The sequence below is a fragment of the Polaribacter sp. 20A6 genome (assembly GCF_011378915.1).
GTDB lineage: Bacteria > Bacteroidota > Bacteroidia > Flavobacteriales > Flavobacteriaceae > Polaribacter > Polaribacter sejongensis.
This window is the reverse complement of record NZ_WTPZ01000010.1, coordinates 24,528-49,060: the sequence shown is the minus strand read 5'-3', so window position 1 is coordinate 49,060 and position 24,533 is coordinate 24,528. Positions and strand designations below refer to the sequence as shown.

The window sequence follows — 24,533 nt, the reverse complement described above, 5'->3', positions numbered from 1 at the left end:
AAATATGAAAATCACAAAGGTTTTAGCCCTAACATTTACCATAATTACGGCAGCTAGCTGTAATAATGGTAAAAAAGAAACAACTTCTGAAAAAGTTTCAGAAGACAAAAAAGAAATAAAAAAAAATAATAAAATGAATATATTATTTGTATTAACATCACACGATAAATTAGGTGATACCGGCAAAAAAACAGGATTTTGGGTAGAAGAATTTGCAAACCCATATTATACACTATTAGATAAAGGAGCAACGATTACTATTGCAACTCCAAAAGGTGGTGCAGCTCCAATAGACCCAAGTAGTGATTCTCCAGACGCAGCTACTGCGGCTACAGATCGTTATAATAAAGATGCAGATGCTAAATCTAAAATAGCAAATACAAAAGTATTGGCAGACATGAATCCAGATGATTATGATGCTGTTTTCTATCCAGGTGGTCATGGTCCTTTATGGGATTTAACAAATGATAAAGTATCTGTTGCTTTAATAGAAAAGTTTGATCGTCAAGAAAAACCAATTGCATTTGTTTGTCACGCACCCGCAGTTTTAAAGGATGTTAAAAATGCAGACGGAACTCCTTTAGTTAAAGGTAAAAAAGTAACAGGTTTTACAAACAAAGAAGAGGCTGCTGTTGGTTTAACAGAAGTAGTACCATTATTATTAGAAGATATGTTAATTGAAAATGGCGCATTTTATTCTAATGGAGAAAACTGGGCTCCTTACGCTGTACAAGATGGGAACTTAATTACAGGTCAAAACCCTGCATCATCAGAATTAGTTGCAGATAAATTATTAGCTAGTTTAAAGTAATTAGTATTTTTAAAATCTAGTAAACAGTAAAAAGTTATTAGTAAAGAAAAGGCTCGCACAATGCGAGCCTTTTAAATTTATAGAAACCAAATAGAACTTCTCCTTTTCATAGAAATTTAAATTTACGTGCATTTAATAGTAAAAATTAATAATTTGGTTTATAAATACAAATATTGTTATTATTTACCTTTTTTCCAATACCTATAAATAGGTATATTTGTACTAATGAAAGAAATAACTAGTATTCAAAATACGTATGTAAAAAACTTGCTTAAACTGCAAGAAAAAGCACGTGAACGAAGAAAACAGGGTTTATTTATTATTGAAGGTAAACGAGAAATTACACTAGCAATTTCTGCTGAATATGAATTTGATACGATTCTTTTTTATCCAGATTTATTTTCAGAAAATGAAATTTTACATCTTTTTAATGCGAATGTAAATAGAATTGAAATCTCTAAAGAAGTTTATCAAAAATTGGCTTATAGAGGATCTACAGAAGGAATAATTGCGGTTACTAAAGCAAAAGACTTCTCTTTAGAAAATATCTTGTTTCAAACTGAGAATCCATTAATATTAGTCGCAGAAGGTGTTGAAAAACCAGGGAATATTGGTGCATTATTAAGAACTGCAGATGCTGCAAATGTAGATGCTGTTTTTATAGCAAATCCTAAAAGCGATTTGTACAATGCAAACATTATTCGTTCTAGTGTAGGTTGTGTTTTTACCAATCAGATTGCCATAGGAACATCCGAAGAAATAATTACGTTTCTACAAGAGAAGAACATCAATATATATGCTGCTACTTTGCAGAATTCTAATGAATATCATGTAGAAAATTATACTGAAAGCACAGCAATTGTTGTAGGTACAGAAGCAACAGGTTTAACCGATGTTTGGAGAGAAGCTGCTACACAAAACGTAAACATACCTATGCAGGGGCAAATAGATTCTATGAATGTTTCTGTTTCTGCTGCAATTATTTTGTTTGAAGCAAAAAGACAAAGAAAATTTAAAAAGTAAAAATGAAAGTATTAGGAATTGATATCGGTGGATCTGGAATTAAAGCCGCAATAGTAAACACCAAAACAGGAGAATTACTTTCTGAAAGACACCGAATAGACACTCCAAAACCAGCAACACCAGAAGCAGTAGCAAAGGTTGTAAATGAAATGGTAGATCATTTTAATTGGAAAAAAGCAATTGGTTGTAGTTTTCCTACCACCATTGTGAATGGTAAATGTATTCATCCAGGAAATTTAAGTGAAAAATGGTTGAATGTTAAGGTTGATAAATTATTTAGAAAAGAATGTAAATTGCCCTTTTATGTGAGTAATGATGCCGATTTAGCTGGTTTAGCTGAGGTAAGTTTAGGTGCCGCTAAAAAAGAAAAAGGTGTTGTAATAATGGTTACCATAGGTACCGGAATTGGTTCTGGTTTGTTCTTTAACGGAAACCTAATTCCTAATTTAGAAATTGGTAAAATGTTACATACCAATGGAGAAATAATTGAGTTTTATACTGCAGACTCCGTAAGAAAAAAAGAGAATTTAAAATTAAAAGAATGGGCAATAAGATTCGATTCTTTATTAGAATATATTAGAATTGTATACACACCTAGTTTAATTGTTTTAGGTGGTGGAATTAGCAAAAGATACGACGGTTTTAAAGAATATTTAAAAACTGATGTAAAAGTAAAAGTTGCTGAATATAAAAACAATGCTGGAATTATTGGAGCTGCAATTTATGCGAGTAAAGAACATAAAAAATAAAACACGCTTTATTAATTTCTTTTTACAATACTACTTTCAATAAAATTTAATGGACTATGAACTTTAGAAAAGCTACCATAAACGACGTTTCGGAAATTATTAAAATGATGGCTGAAGATGAACTTGGTCAAAAAAGAGAAAATTTTCAGAATCCTTTACCAAACTCCTATTTAGAAGCGTTTAAAAAAATAGATGCAGATGAAAATCAAGAACTTATTGTTGTAGAAAATAATGATTTAGAAATTATTGGAACTTTACAAATTACTTATATTCAGTATTTAAGTTATTGTGGTGGTATGAGAGCACAAATAGAAAATGTGTTTATTAGAAGCGATCAAAGAGGTTTAGGAATAGGAAAAAGTGTTTTTGAATGGGCAATAAACCGAGCGAAAGAAAAAAAGGTGCATTTGGTACAATTAACTTCTGATAAAAAAAGACCTCGTGCAATTAAATTCTATGAAGATTTAGGGTTTAAAGGGAGTCACGAAGGAATGAAATTACACTTTTAATAAAAACAAAACTAAACACATTGTTTAGATCCTTTCAACTATTTTATGCAACCAACTACTTTATTCTATATCATTATTGCCATATTAATCATCAGTTTTCTGGTTGATAAAATTTTAGACACGTTAAATGAAAAACGTTTTGATACAGAAATTCCAGAAAAGTTAAAGGATGTTTATGACGAAGAAGAATATAAAAAATCGCAAGCTTATAAAAAGACCAATGCTAAGTTTTCGAACATCACTTCATTCTTTTCTACACTATTAACCTTAGTTTTCTTTTTTGTAGATGGGTTTAAATATGTAGATGAATTTGCGAGAAGTTATACAGATAATCCAATTTTGGTTGCTTTACTTTTCTTCGGGGTTATTATGTTGGCATCAGAAATAATGACCACGCCTCTCTCCTATTACAGCACGTTTGTAATCGAAGAAAAATTTGGTTTTAACAAATCCACAAGAAAAATATTTTGGTTAGATAAAATAAAAGGATTGTTAATGAGCGCTTTGTTAGGTGGTGGAATTCTAGCTTTAATTATTTGGTTTTATCAACTTACAGGAGAAAATTTTTGGATATATGCTTGGGCTTTTCTCGCTGTTTTCTCTTTGTTTATGAATATGTTTTACGCTAAATTGATTGTTCCTTTATTCAACAAACAAAGTCCGTTAGAAGATGGCGAATTAAAAAATGCCATAGAAAAATATGCAAAAAGTGTTGGTTTTACCATCAATAATATTTTTGTGATAGATGGTTCTAAAAGATCTACAAAAGCAAATGCTTATTTTTCTGGTTTTGGATCACAAAAAAGAATTACGTTATATGATACTTTAATAAACGACTTAAAAACGGATGAAATTGTAGCTGTTTTAGCGCATGAAGTTGGCCATTATAAAAGAAAACATATCGTTTTTAATTTAATAGCATCAATTTTATTAACAGGATTAACGTTGTTTATTCTATCCTTATTTATCAATTCAGCGGTTTTATCGGAGGCATTAGGTGTTTCTATACCAAGTTTTCATATTGGTTTAATTGCATTCGGAATTTTATATTCGCCAATATCAGAAATTACAAGTTTATTCATGAATTATATGTCTCGTAAATTTGAATATCAAGCTGATAATTATGCGAAAGAAACTTTTGAAGGAAAAGCTTTAATAACATCGCTTAAAAAATTATCTAAAAATAGTTTGAGTAATTTAACTCCGCATCCGGCTTATGTTTTTGCGCACTATTCACATCCAACTTTGTTGGAAAGAATTAATAATTTAGAAAGTTAATTTTTTTCAATTACGGAATGCACTATTTTCATTAACATCATTTTATCTTTAGCATCTGCATTAACAGCAAGCATAGTTGTAAGTTCTATACAAGTGTTTTCATCTTGCTTTATGTAATATTTTTGTTTTGTAAATTCAATTCCTTTTTTAAGTACCGTACCAGTTAATAATAAAACATTTTCACTATTTATCATCTGCTCCCCTTTAAACTCCATTCCTTCAGCAATTGGTTTACTGTTTATTTTTTCCTTTTGATTTTCATAAGAAATAGGAATAAACAAACCAACAATTAATGCTTGTGGTTTTTGAGATACATACATATTTGTAGTAACACTTGTAAAAACATCTTTATTTATATCTATTTCTACTTTCGTTTTTTGAAGATCGAACAGACGATTTGATGCTGCTTTTTCTTGAGCATTCATAGTAAAACTGATAAATAAAACCATAAAACTGATACAAATATTTTTCATTTTACAAAAATAAGAAATAAATACATTTAGAAAACGAAATACTTGTATGTTAAAATACTTATTCTTAATTTCACTTTGAGTTAACCCCTAGTAATAAAATAACGCATTTGGAATACACCGCAACCATAGAAGAGGAAAATAAGGAAATAGCAAAACGATATAAAGATTTGCTAAAGGGTACGTATGAGATTATGTCTAAAGAAGATAAGGAACTCATAAGAAAAGCATTTGACATTGCTGTAGATGCTCATTCTGATCAACGTAGAAAAACAGGTGAACCTTATATTTATCATCCCATTGCAGTTGCAAAAATTGTTGCTTATGAAATAGGTTTAGATGCGGTTTCTATAGCTTCTGCCCTTCTGCACGATGTTGTAGAGGATACAGAATACACGTTAGAAGACATGGAAAACCTTTTTGGGGAAACCATTGCTAAAATTGTAAACGGATTAACTAAAATATCTCGTTTAAACAAAGAGCAAGATGCTTCTATACAAGCTGAGAATTTTAGAAAAATGCTTTTAACATTAAATGATGATGTTAGAGTTATTTTAATAAAAATTGCAGATAGATTACACAATATGCAAACTATGGACGCAATGCCTGCTCATAAACAGGTTAAAATTGCATCGGAAACTTTATACATTTATGCGCCCTTAGCTCATAGATTAGGTTTGTATAATATAAAAACAGAGTTAGAAGATCTTGGTTTAAAATATACAGAACCAGAAGCTTATTTTGGTATTCTTGGTAAAATAAAAGAAAGTAAAGAAGATCAGAAAAAATATTTACAACGATTTGAAGAGACTTTAAAATCTGGCTTAGATAAAGAAAACTTCGATTATGAAATAAAAGGACGTTTTAAGTCCATTTATTCTATTCGTAGAAAAATGATCAATCAAAATGTAACTTTTGATGAGGTTTATGACAAATATGCCATTAGAATTATTTACAATCCAAATTCTAATGATGATAAGTTTGATGCTTGGAAAATTTATACCATTGTAACAGACTATTTTAAACCCAACCCAACACGTTTAAGAGATTGGATTTCACAGCCAAAATCTACCGGTTATGAAGCCTTACATATTACGGTTGTAGGACCAGATTCTCAATGGGTAGAAGTACAAATTCGTTCTAATAGAATGAATGAAATTGCAGAGAAAGGATATGCTGCACATTTTAAATACAAACAAGGTGCTACTAAAGACAACGGATTAGATGATTGGCTAAATAAATTAAAGGAAACTTTAGAAACACAGACTTTAAATGCGGTAGATTTTGTAGAAAATTTTAAACTGAATCTATATTCTAAAGAAATATATGTTTTTACACCTAAAGGTGATTTAAAATCGCTCCCAAAAAATGCAACGGCTTTAGACTTTGCTTTTTCGATACACACAGATGTTGGTTTAAAATGTAGAGGAGCAAAAATAAACGGAAAATTATTGCCTTTAAGTCACCAATTAAAAAGTGGAGACCAAATAGAAGTAATAACAAGTTCTTCTAATAAACCAAATGCTAGATGGTTAGATTTTGTAATAACGGCAAGAGCAAAAGCAAGAATTAGAGCTGCTTTAAATGAAGAAGAAAAATTAATTGCAGACGAAGGAAAAGCTATTTTAATTCGTAAACTACGTCATTTAAAAATTACTTTTAATGATAAAACAACCAATGAACTGGTTAATTATTTTAAATTAAAAACAAGTTTCGATTTATTTTTTAGAATTGGTAATGGTGCTATAGACAATACACAGTTAAAAGCTTTTGTATCTCAGCGAAATAGTAAATTATTTAATTTCTTTAAATCTAAATTAAGAAGAAATACTCCTGAAAAAGAATATGTAGAAATAGAGGAAGTATCGAGTAAATTTGATGCATTAGTTTTTGGTAAAGACGAGCAAAAACTAGATTATAAACTTTCTAAATGTTGTAATCCCATTCCCGGAGATAAAGTTTTTGGTTTTTTAACAATTAATGATGGTCTTAAAGTTCATAAAATGAACTGCCCAAATGCTATTTCTTTACAATCTAATTATGCTTATAGAATTATGCCTGCAAAATGGATCGATTCTACAAAACAAGACTTTAAGGTAATTTTACACATTTCTGGTGTAGACAACCAAGGTATGGCAAATGATGTAACCCGTACCATTTCTGGTAATATGGGCGTGTTTATTAATAGCATTAATATTAAAGGAGATGACGGTGTATTTGAAGGTAAAATATCCATAAGTGTTAAGAATATTTCACAACTAGATAAATTGATAAAAAAACTTCTTAAAATAGAAGGAGTAAAAAAAGTAGATCGTGTTAATACTTTATAAATATCAATTGATTAAAAGTCGTATTTAATTAAGAAATAACTGTAAATTTGCTTTTTGTAAAAAATCAATCTAAATGAGTAGTTCTCTTGAAAATCAAGAAGTAGTAAAAAAAGTTTTCACCACATACTTAGGTGAAAATAAACATAGAAAAACTCCAGAACGCTATGCTATTCTCCAAGAAATATATGCGGCTGAAGAGCATTTTGATATAGAATCTCTATATATAAAAATGAAAAATAAAAATTATAGAGTTAGTAGAGCTACACTTTATAATACAATAGACTTGCTTTTAGATTGCGGTTTGGTTAGAAAACATCAGTTTGATGGACAATCAATGGCGCGTTATGAAAAAAGTTATTTCGATAAAAATCATGACCACGTTATTTTTACAGATTCTGGAGAAGTAAAAGAATTTTGTGATCCACGAATTCAGATTATAAAAAAAACCATAGAAGAAGTTTTTGATATTGATATTCATAATCATTCACTTTATTTTTATGGAACAAAAAAGAACAAATCTTAATTAACAACATAACAAAATAAACAACAATTAACACAACTATAATGGCTGTAGATTTATTACTAGGATTACAATGGGGAGATGAAGGAAAAGGTAAAATTGTAGACGTACTTACAAGAAACTATGATATCATTGCACGTTTTCAAGGTGGACCAAATGCAGGACACACTTTAATTTTTGATGGACATAAACATGTTTTACACACAATTCCTTCTGGAATTTTCCATAAAACAGCTTTAAACGTTGTTGGAAATGGTGTTGTAATTGACCCTGTAATCTTTAAAAAAGAATTAGAAAATCTAGACAAACACAATATAGATTATACTTCTAAATTGTTAATTTCTAGAAAAGCGCACTTAATCTTACCTACACATAGATTATTAGATGCAGCTTCTGAAACTTCTAAAGGAAAAGCTAAAATTGGTTCTACATTAAAAGGTATTGGTCCAACTTATATGGACAAAACCGGTAGAAACGGAATGAGAGTTGGAGACTTAGAGTTAGACAACTGGAAAGAAAAGTATGATGCTTTAACAGAAAAGCACATTAAAATGCTAGAATTCTTTGATGTTCAGGTAGAATACGATTTAAAAGAATTAGAAGCAGAATTTATTAAAGGAATAGATAAATTAAGAACTTTAGCTTTTATTGATAGTGAAGAGTTTTTAAACCAAGCTATAAAAGACAAAAAAACAATTTTAGCAGAAGGAGCGCAAGGATCTTTATTAGATATTGACTTTGGTACATATCCTTTTGTTACTTCTTCTAACACTACTGCAGCAGGTGCTTGTACTGGTTTAGGAGTTGCGCCAAATAGAATTGGTGAAGTTTTTGGAATCTTTAAAGCATATACTACTCGTGTTGGTTCTGGACCTTTTCCAACTGAATTATTTGATAAAGATGGTGAAGACATGGCAAGAATTGGTCATGAATTTGGAGCTACAACAGGTAGAGCAAGACGTTGTGGTTGGTTAGATTTAGTAGCCTTAAAATATGCTGTAGACGTTAATGGTGTTACACAATTAATGATGATGAAAGGTGATGTTTTATCTGGATTTGATACTTTAAAAGTGTGTACTTCTTATAACTACAAAGGTGAAGAAATTAGTCATTTACCATACAACATAGAACCAGAAAATGTTTCTGTAAATTATTCTGAGTTTAAAGGTTGGGATGAAGATTTAACTAAAATGACTTCTGCAGATCAATTACCAAAGAATTTAATGGACTATGTTGCTTTTATTGAAAAAGAAACTGGAGTTCCTGTATCTATCGTTTCTGTTGGACCAGATAGAAAACAAACAATTACTAGAGAAATTTCTTAAGAGAAAATTTTTATTCTATAAACTTAAAAAGCATCTTTCATTTATTTGAAAGATGCTTTTGTTATTTATACTGTTGTATTAATTTATCTTGAGTAAGATTAGCAAGGATTATAAAGTTCTAAAATACTCTAAAACAGCTCTACTTTCTTCTTCTGTTAAATGTTGATTAGCCATTGGAGATCCTTTAAATTGAACTAATAAAGCCATTGCAATTGGATCCTTTTTAACCATTTCTTCAGGATTTAAAATCATATTCATTATCCATTCAGGAGAACGTCTGGCTGTAACTCCTTCCATACTTGGGCCTATAAATTTTCTATTTACTTTATGACAAGATGAACATTTGTTTTTAAATAATAATTTACCATCTGCAACCATATTTTTATCAATATTCTTATCTAGGGTTACAGACTTTACAGGACCAATTCCTTTGTTATTTAAATCTACAGCTATCTCTTCTTTTTTTACAACTTTTGTTTTTTTCGCTTTATCAGGAGCTTTTTTAACAGCTGCTTTTTTAGTAGGTATGTCATTTGTAGATTTCTTTTTTTCTTCTTTTCCACAACTAATTAATAATAGTACTGCAAATAAGGCGATTAAATTTCTTAATTTCATTTTTGTTTTATTTAAAGGTTAATTGTTATTTTTTCTATCAATACTAGTTATTATAATACTTTTTACTGCTAGTTGACTTGTATTATTCCTAACAAATTTAAAAAAGTAAACAGCTAAAAAACATGACTATTATCACATTTAAAAGACTTTTTTCTCTTTTATAAAAACAGTAATTACCTTAAAACAAGCACTGCATAACCCTTTAATAATAAGCTATATATGTAAGTATTTCAATTACAAACAATGATAACACCTTTGTTTATAAACATAAAAAAAGCCTCTTTTAATATTAAAAAGAGGCTTTTCATACTGTATATTATTCCTTATAGATTCTCTATTTCTAGACCTATTAAAACAAGTTTTTCTTGTTCTATTTTAAGGGAATTTAAAAGTGCTTCTTTACTATTTTTAAAAGCATCCTTTTTCGCTAAAAATAATTCATTATAATACTCAATTCCAGCTTCTAAATTCTTTTTAAACTTAGTTAAAGTTCTCAATTGTTTTTTATCAATTGTAGCTTTTGCTTCATTTACTTTATCCTGTAAATGAGTAATATAAAGCGATAATTCTTTCACAAAAACATTTGGTCTATCTGTTCTAGTCAGCATATTTTTTCTACCATAAATATGGTCTGTAATATCACACAAACTCATTATTTTATCATAATATGCCATATTAGGTCCAGGACAAACAGAAACTCCGTCTCCTACTTTCTTTGTACTTATATTATTTAAAATTAAGGTTGATGTACCTAAACCAACACAAATACAAGATTTTTCTGTGACTTTATTTACTCTTTCTTCTTTTTCTTCTGATGAAATTTCTAAAGCATCTATTTCTTTTAGTTTTAAATGTTGATACTCTCTAGATGCGGTACACAAACCTGTATCCTTAAATTCATGATTTAAAGCGATAAATTTATTCGGACAAGAAGTACCAGGTCTTCCTTTATCGATAAGCATTTGTCTTTGCACATCTTTTGTATTTCCTTTTAAAGTGTTAAAAGGAACTCCTAAAGGAGAACTGTTACTTAAATACAAATCTTGTTCTTTGGCCTCCGCTAATTGTGCTACTGTTTTCTCATCGACACTTGTTGCTTCCGGAACCAATAAAAATGGACTTCCCCAACCTACAGAATCTAATTGATATTCTTCTAATAAAAAAGAATGCTCTTCTCCGGTACCAACACCACCTTGCGTTGTTATTTTAAGTTCTAAACCTTTGGTAGGAATTATACGGTCTGCATCTTTTAAGGCTTGCTGCATTAATTCTTGCGTTTGACTTATTAAAGTCTCCTTATTTTCTTTAAATTCCTTTAGAACAGGTCCCATTAAAAAACCATCAGTTGCAAAAGCATGTCCTCCACAATTTAATCCAGATTCCACTCTATATTCAGAAACCCATAATCCTTTTTTAGCCAAGAACTTTCCTTGAATAAAAGCAGATCTATAATCACTTACTTTTAAAATAATTTTCTTTTTAATGTTTCCGTTTACATCTGGAAAAAAATCATCAAAATTACTCATGTAAGTATACAATCTAGGGTTCATACCTGCAGAAAGAATTAAAGACGAAGATAATTTACTATTAGAATACCCTCTTAACGCAGCATGTGCATCGTTGTATTCTATTGGTAACAACTCTTTATCTAGATAGTTTCCTTTATCAATTTTGGTCATAATATTAACATCAATACTACCCATTGATAAATTCTTATTTGCCCAATCTTTCATTTTGGAAAAATCGACTCCTTCTTCAGTCAATTTTAAAAACTCTTTTTTTAATGAAGAATATTCTGGTAACATATGAATATAATCCAATAATGCTTTACTTTTTTCTGAAGTAATATTTTTTAATTGATTGAACTTTTCTTCTGTTTGGTCGTGTAATAAGTCTAAATAAGAGGTAATTCTCTTTGCTCTAAAATCATCAACTTTATCTGAAATTTCTTTATATGGTATTTCAAATTTTTCGCTGTAAATTTTTCGCATTTTTTCTACTAAAATATCATCCACTAAAGAAATAACAGAATCAATACCAAATTGTGCTACTTTTAAAGGAGAATCTATAGTAAAACCAATTCCCATAACAGGAATGTGAAATGAATGTGAGTTTTTCATTGTTTAATTTAAATGTTTAACTAAATTTAATTAAGCTTGCAATTTATATTTATCTGTCTTTACAAAACATGATTAATATCATCAGAAATAAAAAAACTAAGCATTAAATAAATAACACTCAGTTTTTTACACTGTTTCTTAAGAATGAAATATTCTTATTGTTTATTTTTTTTCTCTAAAAGAATGGCTTTAGGAAACAAAATATTATTTTCTAAATGTATATGTTGATGTAAGTCTTGCTCAAACTCATCTAACTTAGCATACAACGCTTTAAACGTATTACAAGCTCCTTCTGGTGGTGTGTAATTATTAGAAAGTTGTTTAATTTCTTTTAAGATATCACCTGCACTTTCATGTTCATCTTCCATCATTGCTATTGGATTGTTTACGGTTCCAAAATGAGGCTGATTTACTTTTACACCTTCTTTATCTGCATTTACTAACTTTTTAATAAAAGGGAATAAAATAAGTTCCTCCTTTTTTAAATGAGCCGCTAATTCTTGTGCAACCATATTAAAAAGTCTGTTAATTTCTACAACCTCTGTATAGTGATGCCCATGAACTTTTGCAACTTTAGCTGCATATTGCAATACTATAGGTGTATTTTCTTCTACATAAGCATGGTGAATGTTTATAATATGATCTACCAGAAAATCTAGCTTCCAGCTATCATAATTATAAGCATTAGAGATTGGGTTGTTAATATTTAATAGTTCTTGCTCCATTTCTTCAAAGGAAACATTGTGCTTTTTACATGCTTTTTCTATAGAAATTCCTCCTCCACAACAGAAATCTATTCCGTGTTTTTTAAACACATCTGCTGTCTTAATATTGTAAGTTACTACTTCTGCTACTGTATTATCTTTTGTTATATTCATTTTAATATGTTTTAATAGTTTCTATAATCTTTGTAATTGTTTCTTTATTATCTACACCTAAACCTTCTTGTTGATGTACCAATTCTCCACCCGGATTAAAAACACTTATAATATTAGAGTGAGAAAAATCTAACGGAGAAATTTGTTTGTATTTTACGGCTAGGACATTTGCAAACTCTCTTACACCACTTTCTGTACCTTGTAATAAAGTCCATTGGTCTTCTGTAAGAAAATTTTCTTCGGCAAACGCTTTTAGCTTTTCTGGTGTGTCATTTTCTGGATCTATGCTTACCAAAACAAACTGAACATCTTCTTTTAATTCGTTTGGAATTTTAGCATTTATATTTCTCATATCTGCTGTTAACCTTGGGCAAGCAGCTTTACACGTTGTATAAATCATTACCATTACCAAAGTTTTACCTTTTAACTCTTTTAACTCAATTTCCTTATTATCTTGGTTATTCCATTTAGAAGTTAAGTTAAAAATAGATTCATCAGAAATCATAGTGGACAAAACTTTTTTCACCATTTTAGAGGTTGGTTTTAAATCCATTTTGCAAACAGGACAAGCGCCTTGTTCTAAATAAACTTTATCTCCTTCACATTTCATAGGACATTGGTACGCTACCTTACTATTTTCTTTAGAAGTAGACGTATTACAAGAACTTAATGAAGTAACTGTAATAATTAATACTATAAGATATTTAAGTGTTTTCATATTGCTATTTTTTATCATCTTTTACACATCTAAAACCTAGGTTTTTCATGGTATATTTTGCTTTTAAACTTCCTCTAATGGCATATCTCATAAAAGCTGCATAATTCATTAAATCTGTCGCATTTATTGCTGCACTTCCACAAAACAAATTGCTATCTGTATCTACATCTTTTCTAGATTCACCCGTAATTAATACCGAATTAAAATCTGAAGTCCATTCCCAAACTAAGCCATGCAAGTCATATACCTCCCAATAATTTTTAAAGGTAGACCCAATAGTTTGATTGAAGGTCTTTGGTTTTTCGTACCAGCTTAAAATAAAAGCATTGTACTCTTTTTGTTTTCTAGCATCTGGCATTTTTTTATTTGCCATGGCTACATATTCCCATTCATCTACAGTCGGCAATCTTTTTCCCTGACATTCACAATACTCTTTTGCTGCAAACCAAGACACTTGGGTAATTGGAGAATTTTCTTTTTTATTTTCTCCTAAAAGAGTATCCGATTTCCAATCACGTAAATAGCTTGCATCTGCAAATAATTTTATCACTTTACTTTTCTGCCATTTTGGATACTTTTTTACAAAAGCCACATAGTCTTTATTTGTAACCGGATATACATCCATTAAAAAGTTATCTATTTCAACTTTCATAGAATCTCTACCATATAAAGGGATATATGCTCCTCCTTTAATTGCTACCATTTTAGATTGACAGCTTGCATTAGCTATATTTAGGAGGATTAAACAAATTGTCAATCTTAAAACAGTTTTCATAGAAATTGAATTGAAATTATTATTAATTATTTTTTACATCTTGTACATTCTTAATGGTAACATTGGTTTTGTTATTCCCCCAAGAATTATATACATAAGTCATAACATCTGCAACTTCCCCTTCCGTTAGTGTTTGTCTTGTCATTACACTATTATATTTATTTCCATTAACAGTAATTTCTCCTGTTTTACCATGCAAAACAATACCAATTGCTCTATTAACATCTGCATTTAAATAATCTGATTTTGCCAAAGGAGGAAACGCATTTGGTATCCCTTGCCCTTCTGCTTGGTGACATGCAAAACAAGTAGTCATATAAATTTGCTTACCATCTGCTATTTTTTTAGCTAAAGGTTTTTCTGTAGTAACAGCAACTTCTTTTTTATTTTTATCTACTGGCATGGTTTGAATTGTCCCCCCTTCTGGGTGATAAATTCCTTCTTGTTTTACTCCAGAATATAATTTTTTATTTTCTTCACCAGATACTTTCAACATTCCTAATGCTCCTTTATTAAAAGCTCTAAAAATTGCATGATCTACAAGGATAAATGTTCCAGGAACATCTACTTTAAAATCTACAATTGCTGCACCACCCGCAGGAATAGATGTTGTTTGCACGTTGGTATTAATTAAATCTCCTCCTTCTACATGCACATTATCAAAGATTTCTCCAATAACATGAAAAGATGAAGTTAAGTTTGGACCACCATTACCAACAAACAGACGAACAGTTTCACCAACATTTGCGGTAATTGCATTGTCACCCGTTAAAGCTCCAACCTTACCGTTAAAAACAACATAATCTGCATCTTCTTTAATTGCTTTTGTCATATCAAAAGGTTGTAACCCTTTTTCATCAGTAGCTCCTTTGGTGTAAAAATCTCCTTGCATAATGTAATATTCCTTGTCTACTTTAGGTAAACCTCCTTCTGGTTCTACTAAAATTAAACCATACATTCCGTTTGCAATGTGCATTCCAACTGGAGCTGTAGCACAGTGATACACAAACAAACCAGGATTTAGAGCTTTAAAAGAAAACGTTTTTTCATGTCCTGGTGCTACAAATGAAGATTCTGCTCCACCACCTGGGCCCGTTACTGCATGCATGTCTATATTATGAGGTAGTTTATTGTCTGGATGATTAGATAAAGTAAATTCTATTTCATCTCCTACTCTAGTTCTTATAAAACTACCAGGTACTGTACCTCCAAAAGTCCAATAAACATATTGTACTCCATCTGTCATGGTTCCTTCTTTTTCTAGAATTTCCATATTCACCAATAATTTTTTTGCCGTTCTATTTCCTATTGGAGCTGGCACAAAAGGTGGAGAAGTCAATTCTGCTTCCATAGTTCCTTTTATATAAATTGTAGAACTATCTGCTTTAGCTAGTTCTTGTTTTGGTTCACTCTTACAATTAACTAATAGTAAACTTCCTGCAAATAATATGCACACTGCTTTTAATAATTTCATTTTTTTGATTTTTAGGTTTAGTTGTAATAAAAGACTCTTTAATCTTTTATTATGAAGCAAAATTATTAATCTTGATTAAAAAAATAAATGATATTTATCATACTAAAAGATAGTTTTATCTTTATATTTTTACAAAAAAAATAAAATGTTATCAAATTCAAGTAAATATGCCATTAGAGCAGTACTATACCTTACTGAAAAAGCGAGTGTAGACAATAAAATTGGCTCTAAAAAGGTTGCGAATGATTTAACGATGCCAGCTCCTTTTTTAGCTAAAACTTTACAAGAATTAACTAAAAAAAATATAATAAGCTCTGTAAAAGGTCCTCATGGAGGGTTTTATTTAACAGAAGCTAATGAAAAAAACTCCTTATTTGATATTATCGATTGTATTGATGGAGTAGAAAAATTTAATGAATGTTATTTAGGACAAGCAGAATGTAGTTCGGAGAATCCTTGTGTTGTTCATCATTTATATGCACCATTTAAAGACAAATTAATTTCTAAATTAAAAAAGAAAACCATCTTAGAAATGTCTATGGAATATGTGAAAAATAATAATATTATAAACACTTTATAATAATGATAAAAGCCAAAACACAAAGTTTTGTGGCACTTTTGTATTTTTTAATAGCTTCTTCTTTAGGTATTCTATTACGTCTTTTTCCTATTATTGATATAAATATTGATTATAAATTTTTTGTACACACCCACTCTCATGTAGCACTTTTAGGTTGGGTATATATCGGATTAACTAGCTTACTATTTTACTTCTATATAAATGAGGAAGCTAAAAGAAAATATACAACACTATTTTTATGCACTCAGGTTACAATTGTAGGAATGCTTATTAGTTTCCCAATAACTGGCTATGCTTTATTTTCTATTATTTTTTCTACACTATTTATACTTTGCTCTTATTGGTTTTATGCTTTCTTTAGAAAAAACAATAATTTTAATAAAGATAGTTATGCTTTCAAATTTATAAATGCTGCTCTTATTTTTATGATTATTTCTAGCATTGGCCCTTGGGCATTAGGGATTATTATGAACACCTTAGGAAGCACTTCTCATTGGTATAAAAATGCCATTTATTTCTATTTACATTTTCAATATAATGGATGGTTTATATTCTGTTTATTAGGATTGTTTTTTTCACTTTTAGAAAAGCATCGTTGTGTTATTTCTAAGAAAAGAGTTGCTTCCTTTTATAAATTGATGTTATGGGGATGTGTACTAACTTTACCGCTATCTTTTTTATGGATTAAACCACATATAACTATTTATATACTAGCATTATTAGGCGTAGTTACCCAACTCTTTGCTTTAAGGTATTTATATCAAATAATAAAGAGTCATAAGTTTGTTTTAAAACAGAAAACACCTCGTTTTTTCTTTAATCTAATCAGCTTTGTTTTGGTGTTTTTTACTCTAAAAACGTTAATGCAATCTATAACAGTAATCCCTTATTTTGTAGATTTATCTTATCAAATTAAAGACTTTGTAATAGGGTATTTACACCTCGTTTTTTTAGGGGTTACAAGTTTGAGTATCTTGTTTTTTTTACACCAAAACAAACTATTAAAATTACCCAAAGTTTGGATAAGCATTTACTTAATAGGTTTTCTTTTTTCTGAAATTTTAATATTTTATAAGGGGTTTTGCAATTGGCAGCAATTATCTATCATCAATAATTATTATACAATATTAGTACTGATTTCTGTATTGATGCCAATTGGTGTTTTGGGAATATTTATTACCAATATAAAACCTACTTTTTCCAATCTAAAAGAATCTGTTTAGCAAATCCTTCGCACTGGTCTAAAGTGTCTGTAACATGCTTTAAAGTTGTTTTTGGGTTTATTAAACACATTCTAATAACTACTTGGTTTTGTAAAACAGTGGTTACTAAAAAGGCTTCTCTAGAATCTACTACTCTCGTAGAAATTTCTTGGTTTAATGTATCTACTTCTTCTTCTGTTAAATCTTTATTTAACGGATTGTATCTAAAGTTAATAATGGCTAAAGTAGCTGGAGAAACAATTTCCCAGTTTTTACTTTTTCTTAGGATATCTTCAGTTTTATCAGCTAAATCTATATTATAAGTAATGGCTTTCTTAAATGCATTTAAACCATACGTTTTTATAGACATGTAAAACTTTAAAGCTCTAAACCTTCTTGTTAATTGAATTCCGTAATCATAAAAATTAATTTCAGACTCATTTCCTTCAATATCCCTTAAATACTCAGGTTTTTCACTAAATGTATTACTTAACCAAGAGGCATCTTTTACTAGTAAACAACCAATCTCATACGGTTGAAAAAACCATTTATGAGGATCCACAGTTAAAGAATCTGCACGTTCTATTCCTCGTAAAATTCTACTCCCTTTTTTAGATAAAATTGCAGCGGCACCATAAGCACCATCTATATGGAACCAAAGATTTTCTTTTTCACAGATGTCTGCTAAATCGTCTAAAGGATCTACAGTACCAGTATTGGTAGTACCTGCGGATGCAATAATGCAAAATGGTTTTTTACCTTCTAACTGATCTCTTGCTATTTCATTTTTAAGTTTATTCATACTAAACTTAAACTCAGAATCTGTCGGAATTATTTTAATTTGCTCCTTTTTAAAACCTAAAACCTGAATTGCCTTAATATTAGAAGAATGTGCTTGATCTGATAAATAGATAATACCTTTAGAGAAATCATCACCACATTTTACTCTTCTTGCAGTAGTTAGCGCAGTTAAATTAGCCATAGAACCACCACTTGTAAAAATTCCACCTCCTTTAGTAACAGGGAAATGAAACATTTTTAGCAACCAATTTAATGTAACAATCTCTAGCTCTGCAGCTGCAGGAGAAACAATCCATCCACCAGAAAAAATATTAAAACCTGTTGCTAAAGAATCTGCCATGGTACTAATAAAGTTACTTGGCCCAGGTACAAAAGAAAAAGATTTCGGATGCGTAGATATATTACTATTTGGCAACACATTGTTCACCACAAAATCTAATACTTCATTTGCATCAGTAGCATCATCTGGAGCTTCACTTAAAAATAATGAGTCCATTTCTTCTCTAGAAGCCTTAATTACGGGCTTTTTCTTTTCTTCTTCTTTGTAATGGTCTACTATAATATCTACAATCTTATAACCATAAGATTTCATTTCTTCTTTTGTTAAATAAAAAGGTGATTTCATTCTAAAATAATTTTAGCGCAAATTACATCATCTTAAACTTTTATTGAAGGTAAAAGTTGTTTTATCTCAATAGTATGTTCAAAAAACTTCATTTTAACGTTATGAATAAATGATTTTTATTCATCATTTAACATGTACTTATCCGAAAATGATATCGTTTTAATACAAATATCTATAATTATGTAAAAAAGTGACAAAAGTCATTTTTTATCCCTAATAATAAGATCATATTTGTTAAGAATTCAAAGCCTATTATTGTGAAGGATCTAATGAATAAAAGTGTTGCAACAATAGTTATTGAGAACATAAATACTGCCTCCGTTTTTAAAAAATATAAAATAGACTTTAGTATTCATGGAAACATGTTACTTAGTCAGGCTTGTGAAGAAAAAAACACCAATTTAAAACACATTCTAAAAGATTTAAAGGCGGTAAATGATAAGGTTTACTATTTAAAAGATTATAATTCTTGGAAATTAGATTTTTTAATTGACTTTTTAGTGAATATTCAACATGAATATAAAGAAGAAAATATATTGTTACTAAAAGAATATGGAGAAAAAGTAGCAGCAATTTATGATGAAGAATATGAAGAACTCATAGAAATTAATCTGTTAATATTAAAAGTTGCAGATAATATTCTTGAACATATGAAAAATGAAGAACGCATTATTTTTCCTTATATAAAGAAACTTATTGAAGCGAATACTAAAAAAATAGTGACTGATACAAGTAATTCTCCCTTAAACAGACCAATTGATATCATAGAAGATGATCATGAAAAGGTGAGTAAAACCTTTAAGAAAATAGCCGAATTAACTAATAATTATAAAATTCCAGAAAATGCATGTATCTCTTTTAAAGTTTTATACTTAAAACTGCAGCAGTTTGAAGAATTATTAAACAATCATATTCATATAGAGAATAATATATTGTTTCCAAAAGCTAAAAAGTTAGAACAATCTTTAACGATACTTTCATAGATTTATTTCAACTAATTTTTACTTTTCTTTAATACTTAGCCATTATCTTTTCATTATTTTTGCGTAAAATTCATCATCTTGAAAAGAATACTTTTTTTACTTTTTGTTATTTCATCGGCCATTTCTTTTTCGCAAGAAAACAGAAAAATTGAATATTATGCAGAACAGCAAGAAGCTGATGAGGAAAAATATCCTGGAGCAACATTATTAATTGGTAATGTTAAAATGATTCACGACGGAATTATTTTAACAAGTCAACAAGCATTGTACTATAAAGACAAAAACTTCTTTAAAGCTATTGGAAATGTGCTAATTAAACAAGGAGACACCATTACACAAACCAGTAGTTACGTAGATTACGATGCCAATTCTAAGCAAGCGCTTTCTTGGGGAGATGTGGTTTTAAAAGACCCAACAATGACCTTAACTACAGATACATTGCATTTTGACAGACTAAATCAAAAACTGTATTATAAAAGTTACGCCACTATAAAAGACGAAACAAATACCTTAAAAAGTAAAAATGGAAACTTTTATTTAGAGGATAAAAAGTTTACTGCAACTACAAGAGTTACCGTTGTAAACCCAGAACATCACTTAGAATCTGATCATTTAGATTATTACACCAATTCTGGACTTACCTATTTATACGGGCCAACTACTATAACAAATACAGAAAATGATAATAGAATTTATTGTGAAAAAGGATTCTATAATACCAAAACAGATATTTCTCATTTTGTTAAAAATGCCAAACTATATTTAAAAGAAAGAACTGTAGAAGGAGATAGTTTGTATTATGATAAAAATAAAGGCTTTGCTTCTGCAACGAATAATATTCAGGTAATAGACACGGTCCAAAACTTTATAACCAAAGGGAATTACGCAGAAATATTTGAATTAAAAGATTCGCTATACATTATTAAAAAAGCTGTTGCCATTTCTATTATTGATAAAGATTCTATGTTTATTCATGGAGATACTCTTTTAGTTACCGGTAAACCGGATAAAAGGGTTGTAAGAACGTATCATAATGTAAAAATTTTTAAATCGGATTTACAAGGAAAATGTGATTCCATACATACAAACCAAGAAACAGGTTTGACAAAAATGTTTAAAAACCCTGTAATTTGGTCAGATCAAAATCAGATTACTGGAGATACAATCCACTTAATATCTAACGTAGAAACCGAAAAATTAGACTCGTTAAAAGTTTTAAATAACTCATTTATTGTTTCTAAAGATTCTGTTTCTAACAAAGACTTTAACCAAATAAAAGGTAGAAATATGTTTGGGAAGTTTAAGGAAAATAAATTGCACTTACTTTTGGTAAAAGGAAATGCAGAATCTGTTTATTTTAATAGAAATGAAGAGACAAATGTGTTAGAAACCATTACAAAAGAAATATCTAGTAATATAGAATTCACCTTAGACAGTGGACAGATTGAAACTATAAAATATTTAAAAAAATCTGATGGTAATACCTATCCTCCTTCTAAATTACCAGATGATGTTAGAGAGTTAAAGGGTTTTATTTGGCGAGAAGATGAACAACCTAAAAAGATGGAAGATATTTTTATAAGAGACAATAAAGATACAATCCCTTCTAAAACAGAAGAGAAAGTCGAGAAAATTTCTGACCTTCTTAGTAAGAAAGAAGTTTCAAAAGAAAAAGAGGAAATAGAATTGCCAAAGTCAGATATTTCTCCTAAAAAACAATAAGCTTGAAAAAAGATTTTTTTAAATACCAAGCACAAACAACTCCTCACCCACTTGCAATAGAAATTTCTAAGGCAAAAGGAAGTTATATTTATGATACTTCAGGAAAAGCATATTTAGACTTTGTAGCAGGGGTTTCTGCAAACAGTTTAGGCCATAATCACCCTAAAGTTACAGACGCCATAAAAAATCAGCTAGACGCATATGCGCATGTTATGGTTTATGGTGAGTTTATACAACAACCGCAAGTAGCATTGTGTAAATTATTAGCACAAAATTCTCCCGAAAATTTAAACGCAGTTTACATTACAAACTCCGGAACAGAAGCTACGGAAGGTGCTTTAAAATTAGCCAAAAGAGCGACTAATAGAGCAGAAATAATTGCAGCAAAAAACTCTTATCACGGTAACACGATGGGATCAATGAGTGTTTCTGGGGTAGAAAAACAGAATCAAGCTTTTAGACCTTTAATTCCGGGTACAAAATTTATTGAATTCAACAATCAAAGTGAAGTTGAAAAAATTACCACTAAAACTGCTGCTGTAATTATAGAAACCATACAAGGTGGTGCTGGTTTTATTGAATCTAAAGATGATTTTTTATCGAAAGTAAAACAACGTTGTTTGGAAGTTGGTGCTTTATTAATTTTAGATGAAATACAAACAGGAATTGGTAGAACTGGTACTTTTTGGGGTTTTGAAAACTATAATGTAATTCCGGATATCATAATCACTGGGAAAGGTTTAGGTGGTGGAATGCCAATTGGTGCATTTATTTCGTCATTTGAAAACATGAGTTTATTAAAAGACAATCCTAAATTAGGACATATTTCTACTTTTGCTGGTCACCCTGTTATTTCTGCAGCAGCCGTAGCAACTGTTACAGAAATTACTCAGAATAACTTTATTAAAGAAGCTTTACGAAAAGAAGCGTTGATTAGAAAACATTTGGTGCACCCTTCAATTGTAGAAATTAGAGGAAAAGGATTAATGTTAGCTGCCATTTTAGAAACAGCAGAACTAAACTCTAAGGTAATTTTAAAATGTTTAGAAAACGGATTAATTCTCTTCTTTTTATTGTTTGAAGAAAAAGCAATGAGAATTACGCCTCCACTAACCATTTCTGATGAAGAAATAATTAAAGGTTGCAACATTATTTTAAAAACAATTGATGAAGTAGCCGAATAGGTGTTTTCTTAAATTTATCTAAACTTTTTATAAACAGAAAAGGGCAATTATATAAAATATAATTACCCTTCAAATAAATCAACCATTAACACAATAGTAGATATATTCTTTTTCTGTTATCTTGTTACACTTCCAGATAAAATTGGTAGTGGTCCTGTTACCATATTTATTACTGTAAAAGTCATTGCATCTGCTGGTACAACATGCGCTAAAGGCTTTAAAGCAAAAGGTGCAGAACTATTATCTGGACTTGGCTCTACTGAAATTACCACTGTTTTTCCTTTTAAATCTGTAGGAAAATCTACACCTGCCGCAGATCCTGTTACATAATCTTCTCCTGGAAAAGCTGGTCCGTTTCCAACTGACCCTTTATAAGGTGAAGTTGCCGCGTTTTCATCTGCTACATCTACAGATGTAAAAGTACCTGTACTTACTGGTGTTCCGTCTATAACAACCCATCCTTCATATTTCCATCCGTCAGTTAAAGTTGGTAAACCTAAACCTGCAATCGCTGGAGTGTTAGCATTATCTAAAAACCAAATTCCACTTGCTTCATTAGTATCATCATTATCTGTAGGTGTAGCTAAAATGTATTTTCCCCATGAAGATCCTAAATCTTTAATTTCTCCACTAGCATCAACCACGATGTTGTCTGAATTTACACTTGCTGTATTTCCAGAAAAGTTACCTGCTAAGAGTTTCGTTGCTGCTGGTGCTAAAGCCTCTGCTCCTGTTTCTCCTGCTGGTTCAATAGATAAAACAAATGTTGTTGCTGCTTGTAAATCATCAATACCAACAGTATACGTTTGTGGAAAAGTTACGCTTGTAAATGTACCTGTACTTACTGGACTTCCGTTTACTATTAACCATCCTTCGTAAACAAAATCAGCTCCTAATACTTCTAAACCTGTAAAGTCTACTGTTAAATCTCCTGTTGTTGGTGCAATGTTGTTGTTGTCATCGTCGCTACAAGCTACAAAAGTAGTTGCAATTGCAAATGCGAATGCTAAATTTAAAATTTTTTTCATCTTATTAATATTTATGTTAATGTTGATGACAAAATTATAAGTTTAACAAGTCTTGAAATGTTAGCTAGCTAACACTTATGCTATTTTTTGAAGTAATCTTATCTCTTTTCTATTGAAACTGATGATGTTTGCTTCTTTTAACTCATTCATTAGTACATTTAAATTAGATCTAGAAGTACCAATTAAAGAGGCAATATCTTTTTGTGTATATGGATGTACTATTACTTTATCCCCTGTTTTTTCACAATCATGACCAAATTCCTCACACAGCTCTTTCATAAATTCTAAAAACCTTGTTTTAGAATCCTTAAATAATATTAATTGTAATCGTCTTTCTAATTTCTTAAAACGAAGTCCTAAAAACTTATAAATTTTTAAACTAAAGTTTTTATTATCACGCATTAAATCGTGCATGGTTTCTACTCCTATGGGACAAATTGATGTTGATGCATCTACAGATTGCGCAAATTCATTTCTTATTTCCTCTCCTAATATGGCTTTTTCACCAAACAATTCCCCTTTGGTTAAAATGGCTTTTACAACTTCATTTCCATCTTCTGTATAATATCCTAACTTCACTTTTCCTTTTTCTATGAGATAAACTTTACTGGCAGAGTCTTCTTCAAAGTAGATGTAATCACTTTTCTTATAAGCATCAAAAGAGTGACACTTTTTATATTCTTTAAATTTATGCGGACAAAGAAGATTAAATAAATTTACGTTATCAAAAAACCATAAGTTCTTCATATTAAATAATTTTAGTTTTGGTTATTGATAAGTCTATAAACTCAGCAATAGTTTACAAAATTCTCT

The 24,533-nt window shown here is 29.8% G+C and carries 23 protein-coding genes; 13 read left to right on the top strand and 10 right to left on the bottom strand.

All coding sequences use genetic code 11. From position 1 onward, the window contains the following. The first annotated feature begins 4 nt into the window (after window positions 1–4). The 5 genes from GQS57_RS16935 (at window position 5) to GQS57_RS16915 (ending at window position 4,370) form a co-directional block, all read left to right on the top strand. Window positions 5–811, top strand: a complete 807-nt coding sequence (locus GQS57_RS16935) for a type 1 glutamine amidotransferase domain-containing protein (RefSeq protein WP_205860292.1) — start codon at window positions 5–7, stop codon at window positions 809–811. Window positions 812–1,036: 225 nt separating this feature from the next. Further along, on the top strand, window positions 1,037–1,834 hold the full coding sequence (locus GQS57_RS16930; protein WP_165734079.1) for an RNA methyltransferase: 798 nt from the start codon (window positions 1,037–1,039) through the stop codon (window positions 1,832–1,834). Between the two features lie 2 nt (window positions 1,835–1,836). Next, the gene (gene ppgK / locus GQS57_RS16925) at window positions 1,837–2,583 is read left to right on the top strand and encodes a polyphosphate--glucose phosphotransferase (RefSeq protein ID WP_165734077.1); all 747 of its coding nucleotides are present in this window, start codon (window positions 1,837–1,839) and stop codon (window positions 2,581–2,583) included. A gap of 56 nt (window positions 2,584–2,639) precedes the next feature. After that, window positions 2,640–3,092 carry a GNAT family N-acetyltransferase gene (locus GQS57_RS16920; RefSeq protein ID WP_165734075.1) on the top strand — a complete coding sequence of 151 codons (453 nt, stop codon included), beginning with the start codon at window positions 2,640–2,642 and terminating at the stop codon, window positions 3,090–3,092. A gap of 45 nt (window positions 3,093–3,137) precedes the next feature. Beyond that, window positions 3,138–4,370 (top strand): M48 family metallopeptidase, encoded by a 1,233-nt coding sequence (locus GQS57_RS16915; RefSeq protein WP_165734073.1) that lies wholly within the window; start codon window positions 3,138–3,140, stop codon window positions 4,368–4,370. On the opposite strand, the gene GQS57_RS16910 is transcribed toward GQS57_RS16915, so the two are convergent. After that, window positions 4,367–4,843 (bottom strand): hypothetical protein, encoded by a 477-nt coding sequence (locus GQS57_RS16910; RefSeq protein ID WP_165734072.1) that lies wholly within the window; start codon window positions 4,841–4,843, stop codon window positions 4,367–4,369. The two genes, GQS57_RS16915 and GQS57_RS16910, sit on opposite strands and share 4 nt — an antisense overlap. Window positions 4,844–4,950: 107 nt before the next feature. Between GQS57_RS16910 and GQS57_RS16905 the strand changes: the two genes are divergently transcribed. From GQS57_RS16905 to GQS57_RS16895, 3 genes are all read left to right on the top strand, one after another. After that, window positions 4,951–7,170, top strand: coding sequence for a bifunctional (p)ppGpp synthetase/guanosine-3',5'-bis(diphosphate) 3'-pyrophosphohydrolase (locus GQS57_RS16905; RefSeq protein ID WP_165734071.1), 2,220 nt, complete (start codon window positions 4,951–4,953; stop codon window positions 7,168–7,170). 73 nt (window positions 7,171–7,243) lie between these two features. Then, complete coding sequence (locus tag GQS57_RS16900; RefSeq protein ID WP_165734070.1) at window positions 7,244–7,693, top strand: Fur family transcriptional regulator; 450 nt, start codon at window positions 7,244–7,246, stop codon at window positions 7,691–7,693. Window positions 7,694–7,734: 41 nt separating this feature from the next. Further along, window positions 7,735–9,015 carry an adenylosuccinate synthase gene (locus GQS57_RS16895; protein WP_165734069.1) on the top strand — a complete coding sequence of 427 codons (1,281 nt, stop codon included), beginning with the start codon at window positions 7,735–7,737 and terminating at the stop codon, window positions 9,013–9,015. Window positions 9,016–9,123: 108 nt separating this feature from the next. On the opposite strand, the gene GQS57_RS16890 is transcribed toward GQS57_RS16895, so the two are convergent. From GQS57_RS16890 to nirK, 6 genes are all read right to left on the bottom strand, one after another. Then, on the bottom strand, window positions 9,124–9,630 hold the full coding sequence (locus GQS57_RS16890) for a cytochrome c family protein (RefSeq protein ID WP_165734068.1): 507 nt from the start codon (window positions 9,628–9,630) through the stop codon (window positions 9,124–9,126). A 323-nt stretch (window positions 9,631–9,953) separates the two neighbouring features. After that, a complete protein-coding gene (locus tag GQS57_RS16885) occupies window positions 9,954–11,750 on the bottom strand; it encodes a hypothetical protein (RefSeq protein WP_165734067.1) in 1,797 nt (598 codons plus the stop codon). A 155-nt stretch (window positions 11,751–11,905) separates the two neighbouring features. Further along, on the bottom strand, window positions 11,906–12,628 hold the full coding sequence (ric, locus tag GQS57_RS16880; RefSeq protein WP_165734066.1) for an iron-sulfur cluster repair di-iron protein: 723 nt from the start codon (window positions 12,626–12,628) through the stop codon (window positions 11,906–11,908). A 1-nt stretch (window position 12,629) separates the two neighbouring features. Continuing rightward, window positions 12,630–13,346, bottom strand: coding sequence for an SCO family protein (locus GQS57_RS16875; RefSeq protein WP_165734065.1), 717 nt, complete (start codon window positions 13,344–13,346; stop codon window positions 12,630–12,632). 4 nt (window positions 13,347–13,350) lie between these two features. After that, window positions 13,351–14,049, bottom strand: coding sequence for a formylglycine-generating enzyme family protein (locus tag GQS57_RS16870; RefSeq protein ID WP_306772169.1), 699 nt, complete (start codon window positions 14,047–14,049; stop codon window positions 13,351–13,353). 94 nt (window positions 14,050–14,143) lie between these two features. Then, window positions 14,144–15,595, bottom strand: a complete 1,452-nt coding sequence (nirK, locus tag GQS57_RS16865; protein WP_165734060.1) for a copper-containing nitrite reductase — start codon at window positions 15,593–15,595, stop codon at window positions 14,144–14,146. A gap of 145 nt (window positions 15,596–15,740) precedes the next feature. Here nirK and GQS57_RS16860 point away from each other — a divergent pair, with 145 nt between their 5' ends. Together GQS57_RS16860 and GQS57_RS16855 are read left to right on the top strand one after the other, a co-directional pair. Then, window positions 15,741–16,175 carry an Rrf2 family transcriptional regulator gene (locus GQS57_RS16860; RefSeq protein ID WP_165734058.1) on the top strand — a complete coding sequence of 145 codons (435 nt, stop codon included), beginning with the start codon at window positions 15,741–15,743 and terminating at the stop codon, window positions 16,173–16,175. Window positions 16,176–16,177: 2 nt separating this feature from the next. Next, on the top strand, window positions 16,178–17,398 hold the full coding sequence (locus tag GQS57_RS16855) for a hypothetical protein (RefSeq protein ID WP_165734057.1): 1,221 nt from the start codon (window positions 16,178–16,180) through the stop codon (window positions 17,396–17,398). Here GQS57_RS16855 and GQS57_RS16850 read toward each other — a convergent pair. Further along, the gene (locus tag GQS57_RS16850) at window positions 17,367–18,803 is read right to left on the bottom strand and encodes an aspartate aminotransferase family protein (protein ID WP_165734055.1); all 1,437 of its coding nucleotides are present in this window, start codon (window positions 18,801–18,803) and stop codon (window positions 17,367–17,369) included. The two genes, GQS57_RS16855 and GQS57_RS16850, sit on opposite strands and share 32 nt — an antisense overlap. Before the next feature lie 269 nt (window positions 18,804–19,072). On the opposite strand from GQS57_RS16850, the gene GQS57_RS16845 reads away from it, so the two are divergent. From GQS57_RS16845 to GQS57_RS16835, 3 genes are all read left to right on the top strand, one after another. Continuing rightward, on the top strand, window positions 19,073–19,786 hold the full coding sequence (locus GQS57_RS16845; protein WP_165734053.1) for a DUF542 domain-containing protein: 714 nt from the start codon (window positions 19,073–19,075) through the stop codon (window positions 19,784–19,786). Window positions 19,787–19,864: 78 nt separating this feature from the next. Next, entirely contained in the window at window positions 19,865–21,508 is a 1,644-nt protein-coding gene (locus tag GQS57_RS16840; RefSeq protein WP_205860291.1) for an OstA-like protein, read from the top strand. Between the two features lie 2 nt (window positions 21,509–21,510). Then, window positions 21,511–22,692, top strand: a complete 1,182-nt coding sequence (locus GQS57_RS16835; RefSeq protein ID WP_165734051.1) for an aspartate aminotransferase family protein — start codon at window positions 21,511–21,513, stop codon at window positions 22,690–22,692. Between the two features lie 116 nt (window positions 22,693–22,808). On the opposite strand, the gene GQS57_RS16830 is transcribed toward GQS57_RS16835, so the two are convergent. Both GQS57_RS16830 and GQS57_RS16825 read right to left on the bottom strand, forming a co-directional pair. Next, window positions 22,809–23,720 carry an anti-sigma factor gene (locus tag GQS57_RS16830; protein ID WP_165734049.1) on the bottom strand — a complete coding sequence of 304 codons (912 nt, stop codon included), beginning with the start codon at window positions 23,718–23,720 and terminating at the stop codon, window positions 22,809–22,811. 75 nt (window positions 23,721–23,795) lie between these two features. Beyond that, entirely contained in the window at window positions 23,796–24,467 is a 672-nt protein-coding gene (locus GQS57_RS16825) for a Crp/Fnr family transcriptional regulator (protein ID WP_165734048.1), read from the bottom strand. Window positions 24,468–24,533: the final 66 nt, after the last annotated feature.